At 66.2% G+C, this 18,964-nt stretch carries 15 protein-coding genes; 6 read left to right on the top strand and 9 right to left on the bottom strand.

Going from position 1 to position 18,964, the window contains the following annotated elements; all coding sequences use genetic code 11:
- Positions 1-4 precede the first annotated feature (4 nt).
- On the top strand, positions 5-883 hold the full coding sequence (locus R2733_14885; GenBank protein ID MEZ5377789.1) for a CoA ester lyase: 879 nt from the start codon (positions 5-7) through the stop codon (positions 881-883).
- Positions 884-904: 21 nt separating this feature from the next.
- Here R2733_14885 and R2733_14880 read toward each other — a convergent pair whose 3' ends face one another.
- The 6 genes from R2733_14880 to R2733_14855 form a co-directional block, all read right to left on the bottom strand.
- Positions 905-1,366 carry a response regulator gene (locus tag R2733_14880; protein ID MEZ5377788.1) on the bottom strand — a complete coding sequence of 154 codons (462 nt, stop codon included), beginning with the start codon at positions 1,364-1,366 and terminating at the stop codon, positions 905-907.
- Positions 1,363-3,246 carry a CHASE domain-containing protein gene (locus R2733_14875; GenBank protein ID MEZ5377787.1) on the bottom strand — a complete coding sequence of 628 codons (1,884 nt, stop codon included), beginning with the start codon at positions 3,244-3,246 and terminating at the stop codon, positions 1,363-1,365. Before R2733_14875 ends, R2733_14880 begins: the two co-directional genes overlap by 4 nt.
- A 134-nt stretch (positions 3,247-3,380) precedes the next feature.
- The gene (locus R2733_14870) at positions 3,381-4,784 is read right to left on the bottom strand and encodes an NAD-dependent malic enzyme (protein MEZ5377786.1); all 1,404 of its coding nucleotides are present in this window, start codon (positions 4,782-4,784) and stop codon (positions 3,381-3,383) included.
- A gap of 31 nt (positions 4,785-4,815) precedes the next feature.
- Complete coding sequence (locus tag R2733_14865) at positions 4,816-5,061, bottom strand: DUF2510 domain-containing protein (protein ID MEZ5377785.1); 246 nt, start codon at positions 5,059-5,061, stop codon at positions 4,816-4,818.
- A gap of 75 nt (positions 5,062-5,136) precedes the next feature.
- The gene (locus tag R2733_14860; GenBank protein ID MEZ5377784.1) at positions 5,137-5,817 is read right to left on the bottom strand and encodes a helical backbone metal receptor; all 681 of its coding nucleotides are present in this window, start codon (positions 5,815-5,817) and stop codon (positions 5,137-5,139) included.
- 53 nt (positions 5,818-5,870) lie between these two features.
- A complete protein-coding gene (locus tag R2733_14855; protein MEZ5377783.1) occupies positions 5,871-6,509 on the bottom strand; it encodes a PH domain-containing protein in 639 nt (212 codons plus the stop codon).
- A 40-nt stretch (positions 6,510-6,549) separates the two neighbouring features.
- Between R2733_14855 and R2733_14850 the strand changes: the two genes are divergently transcribed.
- Complete coding sequence (locus R2733_14850) at positions 6,550-8,547, top strand: ATP-dependent DNA helicase UvrD2 (protein ID MEZ5377782.1); 1,998 nt, start codon at positions 6,550-6,552, stop codon at positions 8,545-8,547.
- Positions 8,548-8,588: 41 nt separating this feature from the next.
- On the opposite strand, the gene R2733_14845 is transcribed toward R2733_14850, so the two are convergent.
- Positions 8,589-9,335: a PaaI family thioesterase gene (locus R2733_14845; GenBank protein ID MEZ5377781.1), complete on the bottom strand. Its 747-nt coding sequence runs from the start codon at positions 9,333-9,335 to the stop codon at positions 8,589-8,591.
- Positions 9,328-10,119, bottom strand: coding sequence for an exodeoxyribonuclease III (locus R2733_14840; GenBank protein MEZ5377780.1), 792 nt, complete (start codon positions 10,117-10,119; stop codon positions 9,328-9,330). The genes R2733_14845 and R2733_14840 overlap by 8 nt, the downstream gene beginning before the upstream one ends.
- 69 nt (positions 10,120-10,188) lie before the next feature.
- Between R2733_14840 and R2733_14835 the strand changes: the two genes are divergently transcribed.
- On the top strand, positions 10,189-10,788 hold the full coding sequence (locus R2733_14835) for a DsbA family protein (GenBank protein ID MEZ5377779.1): 600 nt from the start codon (positions 10,189-10,191) through the stop codon (positions 10,786-10,788).
- Between the two features lie 69 nt (positions 10,789-10,857).
- Complete coding sequence (locus tag R2733_14830; protein ID MEZ5377778.1) at positions 10,858-14,649, top strand: multifunctional oxoglutarate decarboxylase/oxoglutarate dehydrogenase thiamine pyrophosphate-binding subunit/dihydrolipoyllysine-residue succinyltransferase subunit; 3,792 nt, start codon at positions 10,858-10,860, stop codon at positions 14,647-14,649.
- An 87-nt stretch (positions 14,650-14,736) separates the two neighbouring features.
- On the opposite strand, the gene R2733_14825 is transcribed toward R2733_14830, so the two are convergent.
- Positions 14,737-15,387 (bottom strand): HAD-IA family hydrolase, encoded by a 651-nt coding sequence (locus tag R2733_14825; GenBank protein MEZ5377777.1) that lies wholly within the window; start codon positions 15,385-15,387, stop codon positions 14,737-14,739.
- 68 nt (positions 15,388-15,455) lie between these two features.
- Between R2733_14825 and R2733_14820 the strand changes: the two genes are divergently transcribed.
- Both R2733_14820 and ettA read left to right on the top strand, forming a co-directional pair.
- A complete protein-coding gene (locus tag R2733_14820) occupies positions 15,456-17,072 on the top strand; it encodes a hypothetical protein (protein MEZ5377776.1) in 1,617 nt (538 codons plus the stop codon).
- 169 nt (positions 17,073-17,241) lie between these two features.
- Positions 17,242-18,933, top strand: coding sequence for an energy-dependent translational throttle protein EttA (gene ettA, locus R2733_14815; GenBank protein ID MEZ5377775.1), 1,692 nt, complete (start codon positions 17,242-17,244; stop codon positions 18,931-18,933).
- Positions 18,934-18,964 lie beyond the last annotated feature (31 nt).

Below are 18,964 nucleotides of genomic sequence, written 5' to 3'. Positions count from 1 at the left end.
CACCATGGCTGACACCTCCACCGCGTCGCGCCCCCGCCGCAGCGTCCTCTACATGCCCGCCGCCAACGAGCGGGCACTCGAGAAGGCGAAGACGATCCCCTGCGATGCGCTGATCTTCGACCTCGAAGACGCCGTGGCCCCTGACGCCAAGGACGCGGCGCGTGCCCAGGCCGTCGCCGCTGCCCAGTCGGGCGAGTACGGCCACCGAGAGATCACCATCCGGTGCAACGGCCTCGACACCCCGTGGGGTGCCGCCGACGTCGCTGCTGCCGCCCAGTCAGGCGCTGCTGCGGTCGTCATTCCCAAGGTCGGGTCGGTCGCGTACGTCGACGAAATCTCTGCGGCGCTCGACGCCGCGGGCGCGCCGGCCGAGATGAAGATCTGGGCCATGTTCGAGACCCCTACGGCGATCCTCGACGCCCGCCACATCGCTGCCCACCCTCGAGTCGAGGTGATCGTGATGGGCACCAACGACCTCTACCGCGAGCTCCGGGCCCAGATGGTGACCGGACGAGGGCCCATCCGGTCCCATCTCGCCACCTCGATCCTCGCCGCACGCGAGGCCGGCAAGGCCATCCTCGACGGGGTCTACAACGACGTCCGCGACGACGAGGGCTTCCGGGTCGAAGCCGTCGACGGCTTCGAGATGGGCTTCGACGGCAAGACCCTCGTGCACCCGAGCCAGGTCGAACCCACCAACGACATCTGGGCACCGTCTGCCGACGAGATCGAGCACGCTCGCAAGGTGATCGCGGCGTTCGAGGCCGGCACGGCCGAGGGCAAGGGCGTCATCACCGTCGACGGCAAGATGATCGAGAACCTGCACGTCGAGATCGCGCGCCGCAGCCTCGCCATCGCCGACGCCATCGCCAACCTCGGTTGAGGCCAGCGCCCCGTCGGTGGCTCAGTGGGTGACGCCCTCGGCACCAACCGACTCCGGTAGGCAGACGCCCTCGGCGGCCGCCTCGACGGCCCGGAACTCGCGCACACGCTCGACCAGTTCAGCCACGTGCTCGGCGGTGATCGGCTTCACGATGTAGCCGGCAACGTCCCGCGTGTCGGCGTCGTGGACATCGCGCATGTGATCCGACGTCGTGCAGACATAGATCGGTACGTGCCGGAGTGCGGGAATGGCTCGGATGTGGTCGATCAGCTCGAAGCCGTTGACCCGCGGCATGTTGAGATCGACCACGACCACACAGGTGGGCACATACGCCGGATCCATACGCTGCGCCGCCAGCAGGTCGATGGCCTCCTGTCCGTCCTTGGCCCGCACCAGCAGGTCGCCCGCTCCGAACTTGCGGAGCTGACGCTCGATCCGCTCGGCGTCGAGATCGTTGTCTTCGACCACGATGATCTTGCTCATACCGCACTCATCTCCTTGCTCGTGTCGCTCTGCTGGTCAACGGGATCAGTCGTTGTTCTGCTGTCGTTCGCAGTGGCCGTGCCGTTCGCAGTGGCCGTGTCATTCGAGGAGGCACCGTTCGTCGCCGTCGCGACGATGTCGGCGAGCGGCCATCTCACGATGAAGGTCGTACCCCGGCCCGGTTCCGACTCGACGTCGATGCTGCCGCCGCGACGATCGACGATCTTGCGCACCACCGAGAGACCGATGCCGGTGCTCTCGCCCCCGAGCGTCTGGAACACCTCGAAGATCCGTTGCCGGTGGTGCTCCTCGATTCCTGCGCCGTTGTCCCGAACGCTGAACTCGAGTTGGGCGCCCGTGATCTCGACGTCGATCTGCACGAAGGCCCGCTCCCGATTCGGGTGGTGTTGAATCGCATTGGTGACGAGATTCGACATGACCTGACGAAGCAGCGATGCCGAGGTCGTCTTCACGGCCGGCGGGCCGCACAGCACGAGCTGGTTGTGACGCAGGTCGAGATCGAGGCGGAGATCGTTGAGGTCGCCGGCCAGATCCACCGTCGTGGCGTCTGGCTCATCGGTGAAACCAACACGGGAGTATTCGAGCAGACCGGCGATGAGTTGGTTCATGCGCTCCAGCTGGTGCTTGAGTCGGCCGAGGTTTCGACGAACGTCGCCCGGTGCCTCGTCGCCCGGCAGGAACTCATCGAGGTCTTCCTCGATCCACTCGGCAAGACTGCCGATCCCTCGCAGCGGGGTCTTGAGGTCGTGCGACGCAACGTAGGCGAACCGCTCGAGTTCGACGTTCGACTGCTCGAGACTGCGAGCGTTGTGCGTCAACTCGCTCGTCAGATCATCGGCGAATCGAATCGCTCGACGATTCGAACGTGTGAGGCCGATGAACATCGTGAGCAGCAGACCGTCGATGAGGAGCCCGGCGCCGAGGATGATCCACGGCTCGCTGTTCGAGGCGGCTTCTCGGAACCCGAGGGTGGTGCGCGTGGTGACGATCCACTGGCGTCCGTACAGCTGGAGTGTCGATTCCCGCATGAACATCGGGTCAGGATCGAAGTCCTCGTTCTCGGGGGTGTTCTCGTCGAAGAGCACCTCGCCGGCGTCGCGGATCGTCAGGGCGACCGAACGTTGCGAGCTGGCCAGTGCGCCGTCGACGAGGTCCTTCACCACGAACGGTGCGTACACCGCCCCGACGAAGTTGGCGGATCGATCGGCCGTCGGTGGCGTCGAGCGGTCGTACCACGGCGCGTAGAACAAGAACCCGGGGGTCTGGCCTTCGTCCTGGACCAGCACGATCGGTCCGGTCATCCACGCCAGCCCACTGAGTCGAGCCATGGAGATGCCGTTGTAGCGATTGGCCTCGTGCGCCATGTCCAGCCCGACGGCGGCGCTGTTGGTTGCCAACGGTTCGATCGAGGTGATCGGCAGGAACTCGGGTTGATCGTGCGGTGGATGGATCTCGAAGTCGGGTCGCGTCAGCCGCTCGTTGGCGATGAACGCATCGACCTCGTCGGGCGCAACCTCGTGGATCACCCCGATGCCATTGGCACCCGGATACTTGTCGACGACGTCGAGGGTTTCGGCGTACACCTTCCACTCGGCATCGGTCACGTCGCCGCCGTTGGCCTGGATCGCTGCCACCCCACCCCACAGCGCCCCTTCGTAGTGGTGGAGCTGCTCCGAGAGCAGACCGAGACTCCGTTCGGTGTCCTCGGTGAAGGTTGCTTCGGCCCGAGCATCGACCTCCCGCTTGGTCACATAGGACGCAACGAAGGTCAGGGAGAGCGACAGCACCATCACGAACCAGTGCAGGCGCGACAGGCTGCCGCCGCGAACGAGGTCATCGCGAGTCTGCTCGGTCGTCATCGATCGACCAGCCGTGTCGCTCACCTGATTGGCCAACTGACGAACCCGCTTCCTACTCCGGACGACGGGCCGTCGACGGCCGTGGTCGCCTCGTCAGCGAAGCATCGGTTCGTGAAACCGCTCTATGAGTGGGATCAGGTGCGCACCACACCGTCGGCCACGGCGGCCGCCGCAACCGCAGCCGCCACCCGCATCGACACGGTCTTGTCGAACACCGGCGGCATGATGAAGGTCTCGCACAGCTGGTCGTCGGTGACCGATTCGGCGATCGCCTTGGCCGCGGCGAGCTTCATGTTCTCGGTGATGTCGGTGGCCCGCGCGTCGAGCGCACCGCGGAAGATGCCGGGGAAGGCCAGCACGTTGTTGATCTGGTTCGGGTAGTCGCTTCGGCCCGTGCCGAGCACCCGAACCAGGTCGCCGACCAGTTCGGGTCGGATCTCCGGATCGGGGTTGGCCATGGCGAAGACGATGGGGTCATCGGCCATCGCCTTCACGTCGTCGACCGTGAGGACGTCGGGGGCGCTCACCCCGATGAACACGTCGGCACCGACGATCACGTCGGACAGCGAGCCGGAGCGATCCTCAGGGTTGGTGTTCTCGGCGAACCACTGCTTCCAGGAGTTGAGGCCTTCGCGGCCGATGTGCACCGCGCTCTGGGAGTCGACACCGATGATGTTCGTCGCCCCGGCGCCGAGCAGGATCTTGCCGATGGCCACACCGGCCGCACCGACACCTGAGATCACGATGGCCAGGTCTTCCATTCGCTTCCCGGTGATCCGCAACGCATTCTCGAGCGCCGCCAGCGTGACCACCGCGGTGCCGTGTTGATCGTCGTGAAAGATCGGAATGTCGAGGTGCTTCTTCAGCTCCTCCTCGACGTAGAAGGCACCGGGTGCCGCGATGTCTTCGAGGTTGATGCCACCGAACGTCGGAGCGAGGCGGATCACCGTCTCGACGATCTCTTGCGGCGACGCCACGTCGAGGCAGATCGGGAAGGCGTCGACCCCGCCGAACTCCTTGAACAGAAGGGCCTTGCCCTCCATCACCGGCATCGCGCCCTTCGGGCCGATGTTGCCGAGACCGAGCACCGCGGTGCCGTCGGAGACAATGGCGACGGTGTTCTTGCGGATGGTGTACTCGTCGGCCTTGGTCTCGTCCTGGGCGATGGCAGTACAGACCCGAGCCACACCGGGGGTGTAGGCCATCGACAGGTCGTCGATGTCGCCGACCGGGCACAGCGACAGCACTTCGATCTTGCCGCCTTCGTGCATCTTGAACGTCCGGTCGTACCAGCCGACCAGCGTGATGCCCGGCGTCTCACTCACCACGTCGACGATCGTCTGCTGATGCTCGACGTCGGTGCAGTTGACGACGATCGTCCGCTCGACCGTGGTGCCCTTGGCAACAAAGGCGTCGACGGCGTAGATGTTGCCGCCGGCCTCGCCGATGTTGGTGGCGAGTCTGCCGAGTACACCGGGCACGTTGTCGAGCACGACGTTGATGGCGATCGAATACTGCGTTGCCGGCGGCTTGGTCATGGGGAGGCAAGCTATCGCCGGGCCAACCCGATCAACGCCCGCAGTGGTGGCACGGGACGGGACCGAAGTGGGTGACGCGTTCGGTCCACTCGGTGCCGTCGTGCCAGCGAAGCTTGTGGATCGCCATGGGATCGGCGTGCCATCCCTTGCTGATCGAAGTGGGGAGGACGAGTTCGGGAGCAGTCTCGGCCGAACCGGCATGGATGTGGATGGCTGGGGTCTCGGCGGCTGGGGTCTCGGTCGCTGGGGTCTCGGTGATCAGGGTGATGGTGGTCATGCCCATCACGATGACGCCCGGCGGCAGCGAGCGAATCGGGGGCTTCCCCTCATCATCGGGGAAGCTCTCGGGGGATCAGCCGATGGCGGCCCGTAGCCGTTCGACGGCGGTAGGTGTCCTGGTCCCCCACCAGAACAGGTCCTGGCCGTCGACCTCGACGACGGGTGCCAGTGCTCGCAGTTCGTCGAGGTGGTGCGCCTCGAAGCCGTAGGGCTCCGAGGGCACGAGGACGAGATCGGGCTGGCGTGCCGCGACGTCGTCGAGCGCCACCTCGGGATAGGCGCCGTCGCCGGGTGCACCGTAGATGTTGTCGAAACCGAGCCACGTCAACACGGTGGACCCGTAGGTCGCTGCGCCGATGGTCATCCAGGGTCGTCGCCAGATCGGCACGAACACCCGACGGCGATCGACGCCCGGGTCCGGGGACACGCTGAAGTCGGGCCACGTGCTGGTCTGCGACGCCAGCCCGATCCGGGTGGCCACCCGATCGAGCTCAGTGGCCACCTGATCGAGGCGACGAACGTCGGTGACGAAGACCTCGATCCCGCGGTCGGCCAAAGCCTCGGCATCCTCTCGACGGTTCTCCTCCCGGTCGAGCATCACGACGTCGGGGGACAACGCCTCGATCGCCGCCAGGTCGGGGTTCTTGGTCCCACCCACCGTTGCCAGGTCGGGCTGCTCGCAGTATTTGGTGCAGGCGATCGGGTCGTGCCCCCACGCTCGCAGCGACTCGGTGATCGACGGCACCAGGCTCACGACTCGCACGCTCGTTGTCGTGGCCTCTCCGGTGGGCTCGGAAGTCGACGGGCTCACATTCGCCGAAGGAGGTCGGCCTTCTTCTGGTCGAACTCCTCGTTGGTGAGCAACCCTTGCTGACGGAGAGCGTCGAGCTGTTGGATCTGTTCGGCGATCGACACCGGTGCCGGAGCTGGTGCTTGGACCCCCTGCATCCCCTGGGCCACCCGATCGAACTTGCGGTTCTCGTTGTTCTCCATCTGGATGTAGATCTCGTTCTGCACATCCAGCGGGCGGCGGATGTCGCTGAAGCTCGAGACCCCCATCTCACCCGCCGATTCGATGCGAAGGTCGCCGGAGCCGATCATCCGCTCGAAGATCGACTGGGCGAAGAAGACGGTGTTGATACGTTCGAGCGGGATCTCGACCCCTTCACGCCGCAACACACCGCTGCGCGAGATGAGCCGATCGGTGGTGACGACGAAGTTCGTCGTGTTCCACACGATGTACCGGGCGACGAACCAGATGACCGCAGCGACGATCAACAGCCCGGCGATGATCCGCACGGGACCGTTGTCGATGGCGAGTGACGCGATCCCGATCACGATGGCGCCGGCGAGTGCCAGCGCCTGGCGAGACATGAACCACCAATGCGGTCGAAGGTCGAGGACGACCTCCTCACGAGCGTGGAGCTGATCAGTGGGGTAGCCCATGGGGGAAGTCTAGACCGCTCCCCGGGATAGGGTCGGCGCCGTGAGCGGTCAGCATCTCCTCGACGGATTGAACGAGCGCCAGCGCCAAGCGGTGACCACCACAGGCGGCCCGCTGGTGGTGCTCGCCGGCGCAGGCTCGGGCAAGACCAGGGTCCTCACCCGCCGAATCGCGTATCGAGTGCTCGAAGGCGACACCGACCCTCGCCGGGTCCTCGCACTCACCTTCACCCGCAAGGCCGCCGGCGAGATGCGCACCCGGCTCCGCCACCTCGGCCTGCGCGACGACGTCGTCGCCGGCACCTTCCACGGTGTGGCACTCACCCAGCTCCGCGAACGGTGGGCCGAGCGAGGGATCCAACCACCCACCATCCTCGACCGAAAGTACCGAATGGTCAGTCAGCTCCTCGGACGAGGCCGCGGGGTCGAGCCCATGGACGTGGTCGCCGAGATCGAGTGGGCGCGTGCCCGGATGGTCGAGCCCGCCGACTATGCAACGGCCGCCCGCCTGGCCGGGCGAACGCCACCGCTTCCCGCCGACGACATGGCCGACCTCCTGCATCGATTCGCCCAGGAGAAGCGGCAGCGACGCGTCGTGGACTTCGACGATCTCCTTGCTCTGGCGCTGCGCGATCTGCTGGCCGACCCCGACTACGCCAACGCGGTCCGCTGGCGCCATCGCCACCTCTACGTCGACGAGTTCCAAGACGTCAACCCACTGCAATTCGAGCTGCTGAAGGCATGGCGAGGACGCTCCGACGACCTGTTCGTCGTCGGCGATCCGAACCAGGCGATCTATGGCTGGAACGGTGCCGATCCCGACCTCCTCGGTCGCTTCGCCAAACGAGAGCGAACGGCTGTCGTCATTCCACTTGCCGACAACTACCGCTCGACGCCACAGATCCTGACGGTGGCCTCGGCCGCGCTCGCCGGCAAGGCGGGCCAGCTCATCCCCCACCGCCACGACGGCGTCGTTCCCACCATCACTGCCTACCCGAGCGAGGAGGACGAGGCCGTCGGGATCGCCGAGGCGCTACGAGCCGCTCGCTCGGTGGGTGAGCCCTGGTCGCACCAGGCCGTCCTCGTTCGCACCAACGCCCAGCTCGTGCCGATCGAACAGGCACTCGTCGCGAGTGGCATCCCGGTTCGGGTGCGGGGAGGGAGCGGTCCGCTCAACAGTCCGGAAGTGAAGTCCAAGCTGCGCGAGCTCACCCGGCCGGGGGTCGACCTTCGACGCGCCGTTGCCGACCTCGTCGACACGAGCGAGGGCGCCGAGCCGAGCACGCTCACCCCAGCCGAGATCGAGCGACGCCAGAACGTCGATGCACTCGGCAACTTGATCCGTGACTACCTGGCCGTCGACCCCATGCCGAACGGTCCCGGCCTCGCGGCCTGGATCGCCACGATCCAGGCCGGCGAGGTGGCCACCGACACCGACGCGGTCGATCTCGCCACCTTCCACGCCGCCAAGGGCCTGGAGTGGCCGGTCGTCCACCTCGCCGGGATCGAGGCCGGATTCGTTCCCATCAGTTACGCCGAGACCGGCGGACAGCTCGCCGAGGAGCAACGTCTGCTCTACGTTGCGGTGACCCGAGCCGAGCGCGAACTCCATCTGTCATGGGCCGCCAGCCGGACCTTCGGCACCCGCGCTCGGCGGCGGACCCCGTCGCCGTACCTCGAGCGCATCAGCGGGGCCATCGAGCATCTGACGAGCGGTCAGCGCCCGCTGGATTGGCGGGCCAAGGTCGAGGATTCACGCACGACGCTCGAGGTCGCCGCCGCCACCACGGTCGACGTCCGGGCGCCTCGCCTGCCGAACGACAAACTGTTCGACATGCTGCAGGCGTGGCGGCGCGACCGCGCTCGCGCCGCCGACGTGCCGCCACACGTCGTGTGCAACGACCAGACGCTTCGAGCCGTCGCCGCGACTCGACCAACCAGCCGCTCAGGGCTGTCGACGATCAAGGGCCTCAGTGCCGCCAAGCTCGAACGCTACGGCGACGAACTCATCGAGGTCGTCCGGTCGGCGAACGACGCCTGACCGGTTCGCCCGACCGGCTCCGCTCGGTCAGGTCGCTTGACTCAGGTCTCGTTGTTCCGGGCCGCCATCATCGCAGCAAGCTTCGCGAAGTCGACGCTGATGAACAGACCGGTGGCCTCGGCGCACAACCGATCACCGGCATGAAGCGTGGCGTCGACGAAGATCTTGCGTCCCTCGGTGCGAGCGGTCCACGCCTCGCAGACGAGGAGTTCGTGTAGCGGCGTCGGCGACCGGTAGTTGATCGTGAGCGAGCCAGTCATACCGGGGTTCCCGGTAAGGGCCTGCGCCGCCCCCATCACCTCGTCGAACGCCGCCGCCACCAGCCCGCCGTGCACGTTCCCGGGCGGCCCTTCGTAGGCCGATCCGAAGCGCACCTCGGCCCGCACCTTCGGCGGATCGATCGTGAAGTTCATGAGGGGCGCGATCGGGTTGGCGCGCCCGATGAGCGGACTGTATTCAGCATGGCCCTTGGGCGGCCCGGCACCGGCGGTCGAGGCCTCGGCGAACTGCACGTAGCGACGCCCATGCTCGAAACCTCGGAGGGTCTCGACCATGGCCTCGAGATCGTCGGCCATGGCCGCGAACGCCTCGTCGGGAGCGCGATTGTCGACCAGTCGATCGATCATCTCGCGCATGGCGTCACCCACCCGCCAGGTCAATCGCTGACGTGGCGTCAGCAGCGAGGTGTCGGCGTCGGAGTAGTAGCCCGACAACGCAACGGCAGGTGCCTCGCCGACTTGCAGCTCGCCCTCAGACAGGCCTTCCTCAGACCGCTCTTCCTCAGACATTGGCGGCCTCACGATCTCGGTACACGGCGATGACGGGCACGTGGTCGCTGGGCTTGGTTCCCTTGCGACCGTTGCGATCGATCAGGTCGACGATGCAGCGATCGGCGAGACCGCGCGATGCCAGCAGGTAGTCGATCCGCATGCCCTGGCGTTTGTGGAAGCGCCCGGCTTGATAGTCGTAGTAGCTGAACAACCCGGGATCAGGATGGCGTTGGCGGAAGGTGTCGACCAACCCGAACGCCTTGACCTCGTCGAGCGCCGAGCGTTCCGGCTCGGTCACGTGCGTGCTGCCCTCGAACACCGATCGATCCCACACGTCGATGTCGGTCGGCGCGATGTTCCAGTCGCCGGCCACGATCACGTCATCGTCGGGCGACGTGGTCTGGTCGAGGTGGGCCCGCAGCCTTCCCAGCCACGACAGCTTGTAGACGTAGTGCTCGTGGCCGACCTCGCGACCATTCGGCACATACACGCTGTGTACTCGGATCCCGCCACACGTGGCCGACACCAGCCGGGCATCAGGGTCGGGCTCGATTCCGCCCGCGAACCCACCGAGCGGCTGCTCGATGCCGACCCGCGACAGGATGGCGACGCCGTTCCACTGGCCCTGGCCGTGGTGCACCGACTCGTAGCCGAGCGAGCGGAAGGTGTCGGCCGGAAAGGCGTCGTCGGAGAGCTTGGTCTCCTGGAGGCACAGCACGTCGGGTTCGACCTGTGCGAGCCAGTCCTCGACCCTCGGCATCCGCGCGTTGAGGGAATTCACGTTCCAAGTGGCGACGAGCATGCGCCGCACCCTACCGAATCGCCCTGGTCACCGAGAAGCTTGCTGACCCCCGAGGACTAGGCTCGACCCATGGCATTCACGGTCACGACCTGGACCGACTACCTCTGCCCCTGGGCCTACCTCGGGAGACGCCACTCCCAGTGGATCCGCAACGCCGGCGTCGACGTCATGATCCGTGGCTACGAACTCCATCCCGATGTCCCACCCGAGGGTCGCCCGATCCGGCCCGGCGGGAGTTACGACCGGCTCCTCGACCGGCTACAGGCCGAGAGCCGGGCGAACGGCGTCGACTTCAACAAGCCGTCGCGCACCCCCAACACCCGCGCCGCCCTCGAGCTGCTCGAACTCGTGCACCACCATCAGCCCGATCGGGCCCTCGCCTACGACGACGCGCTCGCTGCGGCGACCTGGATCGACGGTCGACCAATCGACCAAGCCGACGTCCTGCGAGACCTCGCAACGGAGGCCGGCGTCGACGACGACCTCGTTCGCCTGCTCGATCTCGGTCGAGGATCCGAACTCCTGGAGGCCGGTCGAGCTGAGGCGATCGAGTTCGAGGTCAGCGCCACACCGTCGTGGCGAATCGGCGAGTTGACGATCGCCGGCGTCCACGAAGACGCTCAGTTCCAGCGGTGGGCTGGGCGCCTCATCGAACGAAACTCCAGCTGAGAAAACACCTCGTCCAAGTCGAGCGCCGGGACGACCTCTGGCGAAGTCGCGCAGCTAGGCTGGCTCGCCGTGGCCCCGCAACCGTCAACTGCCCCTTCCGGACCCAACGACTGGCTGATCGAAGAGCTTCGCCAGCAGTATCGGGAGAACCCCCGATCTGTCCCGGAAGCGTGGCGCACCCTCTTCGCCGAGTCCGAAGGTGGCGCCACTGCGGCGCCGCCGACCAATGGCTCAGCCACCAACGGCTCGGCCACCAACGGCGTGCATGTCAACGGCGGGCCGACCAACGCGGTCGCCAACGGTGCTCCAGCTGCACCAACGGGTGCGCTCCCCGAGCCGGCACCGGCCCCCGCTGCTGCGCCCGCAGCAACGCCCGTTGCCGACGACGCGCCTACTGCGGCTGCGCCCACGCCAGCGGCGCCAGCAGCACCGGCGCCAGCCTCCGCTGCCGACTCGAACGACCCCCCGGTCGACGAGGCCGGTGAACCACTGCGTGGCGTGGCGGCCCGCATCGTCGCCAACATGGAGTCGAGCCTGACGGTCCCGACCGCCACGAGCTTCCGTGAGATCCCGGCGAAGCTCCTCGAGGTCAACCGGAAGATCCTCAACAATCACTTGGGTCGCGTCCGTGGCGGCAAGGTGAGCTTCACCCACATCATGGGGTACGCCATCGTTCGGGCCATCGTCGAGACCGTTCCCAACATGAACAGCGTCTACGTCGAGGGCGCCGACGGCAAGCCGCGCGTGGTGCGCGGCGGCCCCATCAACTTCGGCCTGGCGGTCGACCAGCAGAAGGCCGACGGCACCCGCTCGCTGATCGTCCCGGTCATCAAGGACGCCGGGACGATGAACTTCGCCGAGTTCGTCGCCGCCTACGAGGGCCTCATCAAGAAGGTTCGCGACAACAAGCTCACGGTCGACGACATGACCGGCGCCACCGTGAGCCTCACCAACGTCGGCACGATCGGCACCGTCCAGTCGGTGCCGCGGCTCATGCCCGGTCAGGGCGCGATCATCGGCGTCGGCCGTATCGACTACCCCACCGCGTTCGAGGCCGCCGACCGAAAGGTCATCGCCCAACTCGGCCTGTCCAAGGTCGTCACGATGACCTCGACCTACGACCATCGCATCATCCAGGGCGCCGAGTCCGGGTCGTTCCTCAAGCGGGTGCACGAGCTCCTCATCGGGGGCGACGACTTCTACGACGGGCTCTTCGCCGACGTGGGCGTGCCGTACACCGCGGTCAACTGGCTCGACGACCACGGTGCCACCGAGGCCGACGACACCCAGGGCTTGCACGCCAAGCAGATGGCCGTGAGCACGCTGGTCAACCAGTACCGCGTCCGTGGTCACCTGATCGCGAACACCAATCCGCTCGCCGACTCGGCTTCGGTGCTCCACCCCGAGCTCGACCCCGCCACCTTCGGACTCACAATCTGGGACCTCGACCGCGAGTTCCTCACCGGCATCCGCGACGGCGTGTACGCATCGATCGGCGGCCAGGCCAAGCAGATGCCGCTCGGCGACATCCTGGGCGTGCTGCGCGATGCGTACTGCCGAAGCATCGGCGTCGAATACATGCACATCGCCGATCCGGCCGAGAAGCGCTGGATCCAGGAACAGGTCGAGGGCCACCCCTACACGATGGGTCGCCAGCAACAGCACCATGTGCTCGAGCGTCTCACCGCCGCCGAGGCACTGGAGAAGTTCCTCGCCGCCCGCTACGTGGGCCAGAAGCGCTTCGGGCTCGAAGGCCTCGAGAGCACCATTCCGGTGATTGACGCACTGTTGACCCGAGCAGCCGACACCAATCACACGCGTGCCGTGATGGGCATGGCCCACCGTGGCCGCCTCAACGTGTTGGTCAACATCATGGGCAAGGCCTACAACGACCTCTTCAAGGAGTTCGAAGGGGCGGTCTCGGAGAGTTCGATCCAGGGCTCGGGCGACGTCAAATACCACCTCGGCTTCCAGGGCACCCACGAGAGCCCTTCGGGCAACGTCATCGAAACCGAGCTTGCGCCGAACCCGTCACACCTCGAGACCGTCGGACCGGTCGTGGTCGGCATGGCGCGTGCCTACATGGACCAGGTCGACGAGGGCAACTACCCGATCCTGCCGATCCTGCTCCACGGCGACGCCGCCTTCGCCGGCCAGGGCGTCGTGCCCGAAACCCTGAACCTCTCGCAGGTGAAGGGCTACAAGGTCGGCGGCACCATCCACGTCATCACCAACAACCAGCTCGGCTACACCACCGCACCGCACCACTCCCGCAGCTCGGAATACTCCACCGACGTTGCGAAGATGGTGCAGGCGCCGATCTTCCACGTGAACGCCGACGACCCCGAGGCCTGCGTCCGGGTCGCCGAGCTGGCGTTCGCGTACCGGCAGGAGTTCCACAAAGATGTCGTCATCGACCTCATCGGCTATCGCCGCCACGGTCACAACGAGGGCGACGATCCGAGCTACACGCAGCCGATCATGTACCGCAAGATCGCCGAGCGACCGTCGGTGCGCACCCTCTACACCCAGAACCTGATCGATCGCGGTGACATCTCGGTCGCCGAGGCCGAGTCGGCGATGGACTACTTCCAGGACATCCTGCAAGGAGCACTCGACGCCACCCGCGAGTCGGCACCGCCTGCCGGCCTCCTCGCCAAGCCATCGCCGCCCGCGATCGGCGTGCTTCCCCACATCGAGACCGGCGCCAAGCGTGAACAGCTCGATCGCATCTATGACGTGATGAGCCGTACACCCGAGGGCTTCACCGTCCATCCGAAGCTGGCGCGCCAGTTCGAACAGCGTGACGCCATGTACGCGTCGGGCGAAGTCGACTGGGCGTTGGGCGAGGCCTTCGCCATCGGCACCTTGCTCGATCAGGGTATCTCGGTGCGCCTTGCCGGTCAGGATTCACGGCGCGGCACCTTCGCTCATCGGCATGCGACGCTGCACGACTACGAGAACGGCCACGAGTTCACTCCGCTCACCGAGGCCGGGCCCGACGGCACCGAGTTCTGGGTCTACGACTCGACGCTGTCGGAGTACGCCGCCCTCGGCTTCGAATACGGCTACACGCTCGCCAACCGCCAGGCGCTGGTGATGTGGGAGGCCCAGTTCGGCGACTTCGTCAACGGAGCACAGATCATCATCGATCAGTTCCTCGTTGCCGCCGAGGACAAGTGGAACACCCGCTCGAGCCTCACGATGTTGCTCCCGCATGGCTACGAGGGCCAGGGACCGGAGCACTCCTCCGGTCGCCTCGAGCGGTTCTTGTTGCTCTGTGCAGAAGACAACATCCAGGTCGTCAACGCCACCACCGCAGCCCAGTTCTTCCACCTGTTGCGGCGCCAGGTCCTGCGCGACACCCGCAAGCCGCTCGTGGTGTTCACGCCGAAGTCCGGGCTGCGAGCCAAGTGGTCACGCAGCCCGATCGCCGATCTACTCGAGGGCTCGTTCCAAGAAGTCCTCGACGACAACGGCGCACCGAAGGCGAAGTCGGTCAAGCGAGTCATCCTCGCCAGTGGCAAGGTGGCGGCCGAAGCACAGGCCCACCGCGACGAGATCGGCGCTCCCGCTGCCGTCGTGCGGGTCGAGCAGCTCTACCCGTGGCCGTTCGCCGATGTCGCCGCCGCGCTCGAGAAGTACAAGAACGCCGACGAGATCGTGTGGCTGCAAGAGGAGCCAGAGAACATGGGTTCGTGGAACGCGGTCAAGGGCCACCTCTACGAGGCCCACGGCGAGACCCATCGGATTCGTCGGGTGAGCCGCACCGAGTCGGGCAGCCCGGCCACCGGTTCGCTCGCCGTCCACAAGCAGGAGCAACAAGAGCTCCTCGAGCGAGCCTTCGCCGGCATCGACTGACCCCGAACCAACGCACGAACCCTCGCAACTTTGGCGAGTTGGCACCGCTCAGAGGTATCAAACCGCCAAAGTTGCTGCGGGGTTTGGTCAGTCGAACTCGACGCCGATGATCTCGGAGAGCTCGGCCAAGGCAACATCGGGATCGCCCACCTTGATGGTGGTCATGCCCATCGCCTTGGCCGGCTTGAGGTTGATGCCGAGATCGTCGAGGAACACCGCGTCGCTCGCTTCGATCTCGAGCAGCTCGAGGGCCTTCTCGTAGAAGCCGAGCTCGGGCTTGCGAATGCCGATGCGCGACGACTCGATCACTTCGTGGAACTGCGCCATGACGGCGTTGCGCGCCGGATCACCTTCGCTGACGCCGCTGCCCTTCCCCTCGCCGCTCTCACGTGACAAGAAGTTGTTGGTGAGGCAGGCGGTGATGAATCCCTCAGCGCGCACCTTGGCGACGGCCGCCGCCATACGGGGGCGCACCTCACCCGACAGCAGACCGAGGATGTCGCGACCGTTGATCTCGTGGCCGATCGCCGCCGCCTCTTGCTCGAACAGCTCGGCAAACCCGTGGACGTCGACGTCACTCCGCTCGAGCTTGGCCCAGGCGTTGTCATCGGGGTTGGTGGCGTTGATGGTTCGGATCACATCGGCCGGCAAACCTTTCGAAGCCTCGTAGCGATTGAAGGCTTCGAAAGGTGATGTCAGGATCACGCCGCCGAAGTCGAAGAGCACTGCTTTGATCATCCGGCAATCCTAGAAGAACCCGCACGATCCAACGTTTCTGGGCTTGACGGTGCTTGACTGGTGTCAACATGACATCCAAGACACGACATCTCGTGGTCGACGGATCCAACATCGCGACAGAGGGTCGATCCCTCCCGAGCCTGAAGCAGCTGGATGAGGCGGTTCGCTCCGTCCTCGCCGAGCGTGACTTCGACTCCGTGACCGTGATCGTCGACGCAACCTTTGCGCACCGAATCGACGCGTCCGAACGCGAGGAGTTCGAAGCCGCCATCGAAGCGGGCGAACTCCTCATGCCACCGGCCGGTGTGGTCGGGCGCGGCGACGCCTTCATCCTGCAGGTCGCCGAGAAGGCGAACGCGGCAGTGTTCTCCAACGACTCGTTCCAGGAGTTCCACGGCGAGCACGGCTGGCTGTTCGACGACGGACGGCTCGTCGGCGGCAAGCCCGTCGAGCACGTGGGTTGGGTCTTCGTCGATCGCATCCCCGTGCGCGGTCCCGCAAGTCGCCGCGCCACCCGCGAGGCTCGCGGTCGCGGCAGGCGATCCCGTTCGAACCAGACCAGCTCCGGCGTCGAGCTCGGCCCACCGCCGAAGCCGAAGGCACCACCTCCCGCTCGCCGCCCCAGCGCCCCGGCCGACGAGCCGGCAGCGACCGAGACCACCTCGCGTCGACGCCGGGGCCGTCGCTCTGGCGGCGATGCGGCAAAGAACAACGACGCGAACGCATCGAACGCCAAGGCGTCGGCCCGCGCCGCCGGCAGCGGGTCGCAACTCAACGAGCCCATGGATTTCCTGAACTTCGTCGCCAAGTACTCGATCGGCGATGAGCTCATCGCACCGGTCGATCGCTACAGCTCGCACGGCTGCTACCTCAACGTCAGCGGGGCCCAGGCCTACCTACCGCTGAAGTCGATGGGCGACCCTCCCCCGACCAAGGCACGCGAAGTCGTGTCGATCGGACAGCTCGTCAAGGCCCGGGTCGACTCGCTCGACGCCGACCGACGAGGCATCAACGTCGTGTTGCTCGATGCCCTCAACGGCAACGATCCCACCGGCGAGGCTCATGAACAACTATTGTCTGCCGACGACTCGGCGGGAGTAGAGCATCTCACAAGGAGCGAGACAGACGTGGCTACCAAGCGAACGGCATCCAAGGCACCCGCCAAGAAGGCTGCCGCCAAGAAGGCACCAGTGAAGCGGGCGGCCAAGGCCACCGCGTCACCACGTGTGAAGAAGGCTGCAGCAAAGAAGGCTGCGCCGGCAAAGAAGGCTGCACCGGCCAAGAAGGCCGCCGCCAAGAAAGCGCCGGCCAAGAAGGCCGCCGTGAAGAAGGCCGCACCGGCCAAGAAGGCCGCCGCCAAGAAAGCGCCGGCCAAGAAGGCCGCCGTGAAGAAGGCCGCACCCGCAAAGAAGGCCGCCGCCAAGAAAGCGCCGGCCAAGAAGGCCGCCGTGAAGAAGGCCGCACCCGCAAAGAAGGCCGCCGCCAAGAAAGCGCCAGCCAAGAAGGCCGCCGTGAAGAAGGCCGCACCCGCAAAGAAGGCCGCCGCCAAGAAAGCGCCAGCCAAGAAGGCCGCCGTGAAGAAGGCCGCACCCGCAAAGAAGGCCGCCGCCAAGAAAGCACCGGCCAAGAAGGCCGCCGTGAAGAAGGCCGCACCCGCAAAGAAGGCCGCCGCCAAGCGCAAGTAGACACCCGCTCAGACCAGACCGAGTCCAAGCGTCAAGTCGAAGCCCCGGGCAGTTGCCCGGGGCTTTGCGCGTCAGCGTCACGGGCGCGTCGGTGCAACGGGTGCGCCTGCAACGCCGCTCCAGCGTCCGGTACTCACGGACCGAACGGCACCCCGGTACGCTCGCTGCCATGTCGGCGCAATTCGTTTACACCATGCACAAGGTCGGCCGGTACTACCCGCCCGACCGCCAGATCCTCGAGAACATCACGCTCGCCTTCTATCCCGGCGCGAAGATCGGTGTGCTCGGCAGCAACGGATCCGGCAAGTCGTCGCTGCTCAAGATCATGGCCGGCATCGATGACGGCTACACGGGCGAGGCACGACTCACGCCCGAGTTCAGTGTCGGCTACCTCGAGCAGGAACCACAGCTCGATCCGGCGAAGACGGTGCGAGGCAACGTGATGGACGGTGCGGGTGAGACCGTGTCGCTACTCGCTCGCTACGAAGAGGTGCTCGCCGGCTGGGCCGACCCCGACGCCGACTACGACAAGCTCGGTGCAGATCAAGCTCGCCTCGAGAGCGAGATCGAGGCGGTGCAGGGTTGGGATCTCCAGCGCACCATCGAGATCGCCATGGACGCGCTTCGCCTGCCCCCGCCCGAGTCGTCGGTCGAGAACCTGTCGGGCGGTGAACGTCGCCGTGTGGCGTTGTGCCGTCTCCTGCTCTCGAAGCCCGACCTCCTACTGCTCGACGAGCCGACCAACCATCTCGACGCCGAGTCCGTCGCCTGGCTCGAACGACACCTGTCCGAGTACCACGGCGCCGTCATCGCCATCACCCACGACCGCTACTTCCTCGACAACGTGGCCCGTTGGATCCTCGAACTCGACCGAGGCAAGGGCATCCCGTTCGAGGGCAACTACTCGAGTTGGCTCGAGCAGAAGCAGGCACGACTCGACTCCGAGGTACGTGCACAGGCGGCACGCAAGCGGACGCTCGAGCGCGAGCTCGAGTGGGTGCGCATGGGGTCCAAGGCTCGCCAGGCCAAGGGCCAAGCCCGACTCAATGCCTACGAGGCCCTGCAGGCCGAGGCCGAGGCCTACGATCCGCGCGACGAGAAGGTGCAGATCCACATCCCGCCCGGGAAGCGGCTCGGCGATCAGGTCTTCGAGATCGAACACCTCAGCAAGGGATTCGACGACCGGCTCCTCATCGAGGATCTCTCGTTCAAGTTACCGAAAGCCGGCATCGTCGGTGTCATTGGTGGCAACGGCGCCGGAAAGACCACGCTGTTCAAGATGCTGATCGGCGCCGCCACCGGCGACGCCGACGCCGAGCAGCCCGACGGTGGCGAGATCAAGGTCGGCTCGACCGTCGAGCTCGCCTACGTCGATCAGTCCCGCGACCTCCTCGATCCTGACGACACCGTCTACGACGCGATCACCGAGAAGCACGACGTCCTCGAGGTCGGCGGCCGTGAGATCAATGGTCGTGCCTACGTTGCCTCCTTCAACTTCAAGGGCTCCGACCAACAGAAGAAGGTCGGTGTGCTCTCCGGAGGTGAACGCAACCGTGTCCATCTCGCTCGGGTGCTGAAGAAGGGCGGCAACGTGCTGTTCCTCGACGAGCCGACGAACGACCTCGACGTCGACACCTTGCGTGCGCTCGAGGACGCGCTCGACCGCTACCCCGGTTGTGCGGTGGTCATCAGCCACGACCGTTGGTTCCTCGACCGCATCGCCACCCACATCCTGGCCTTCGAGGGCAACTCGCAGGTCCGCTGGTTCGAGGGCAACTTCTCCGAGTACGAAGACTTCCGCCAGCGCGAATTCGGCGACGACGCCCAGCCGCACAAGCTGACCTACAAGAAGCTCGCCTGACCGACCAGCGTCGGTGCTCGCTCCAAGTGGC

Source organism: Acidimicrobiales bacterium (assembly GCA_041394265.1).
Taxonomy (GTDB): Bacteria; Actinomycetota; Acidimicrobiia; order Acidimicrobiales; family SZUA-35; genus JBBQUN01.
The sequence above is the reverse complement of the archived record's forward strand: the minus strand, read 5'-3'. Positions and strand labels throughout refer to the sequence as shown.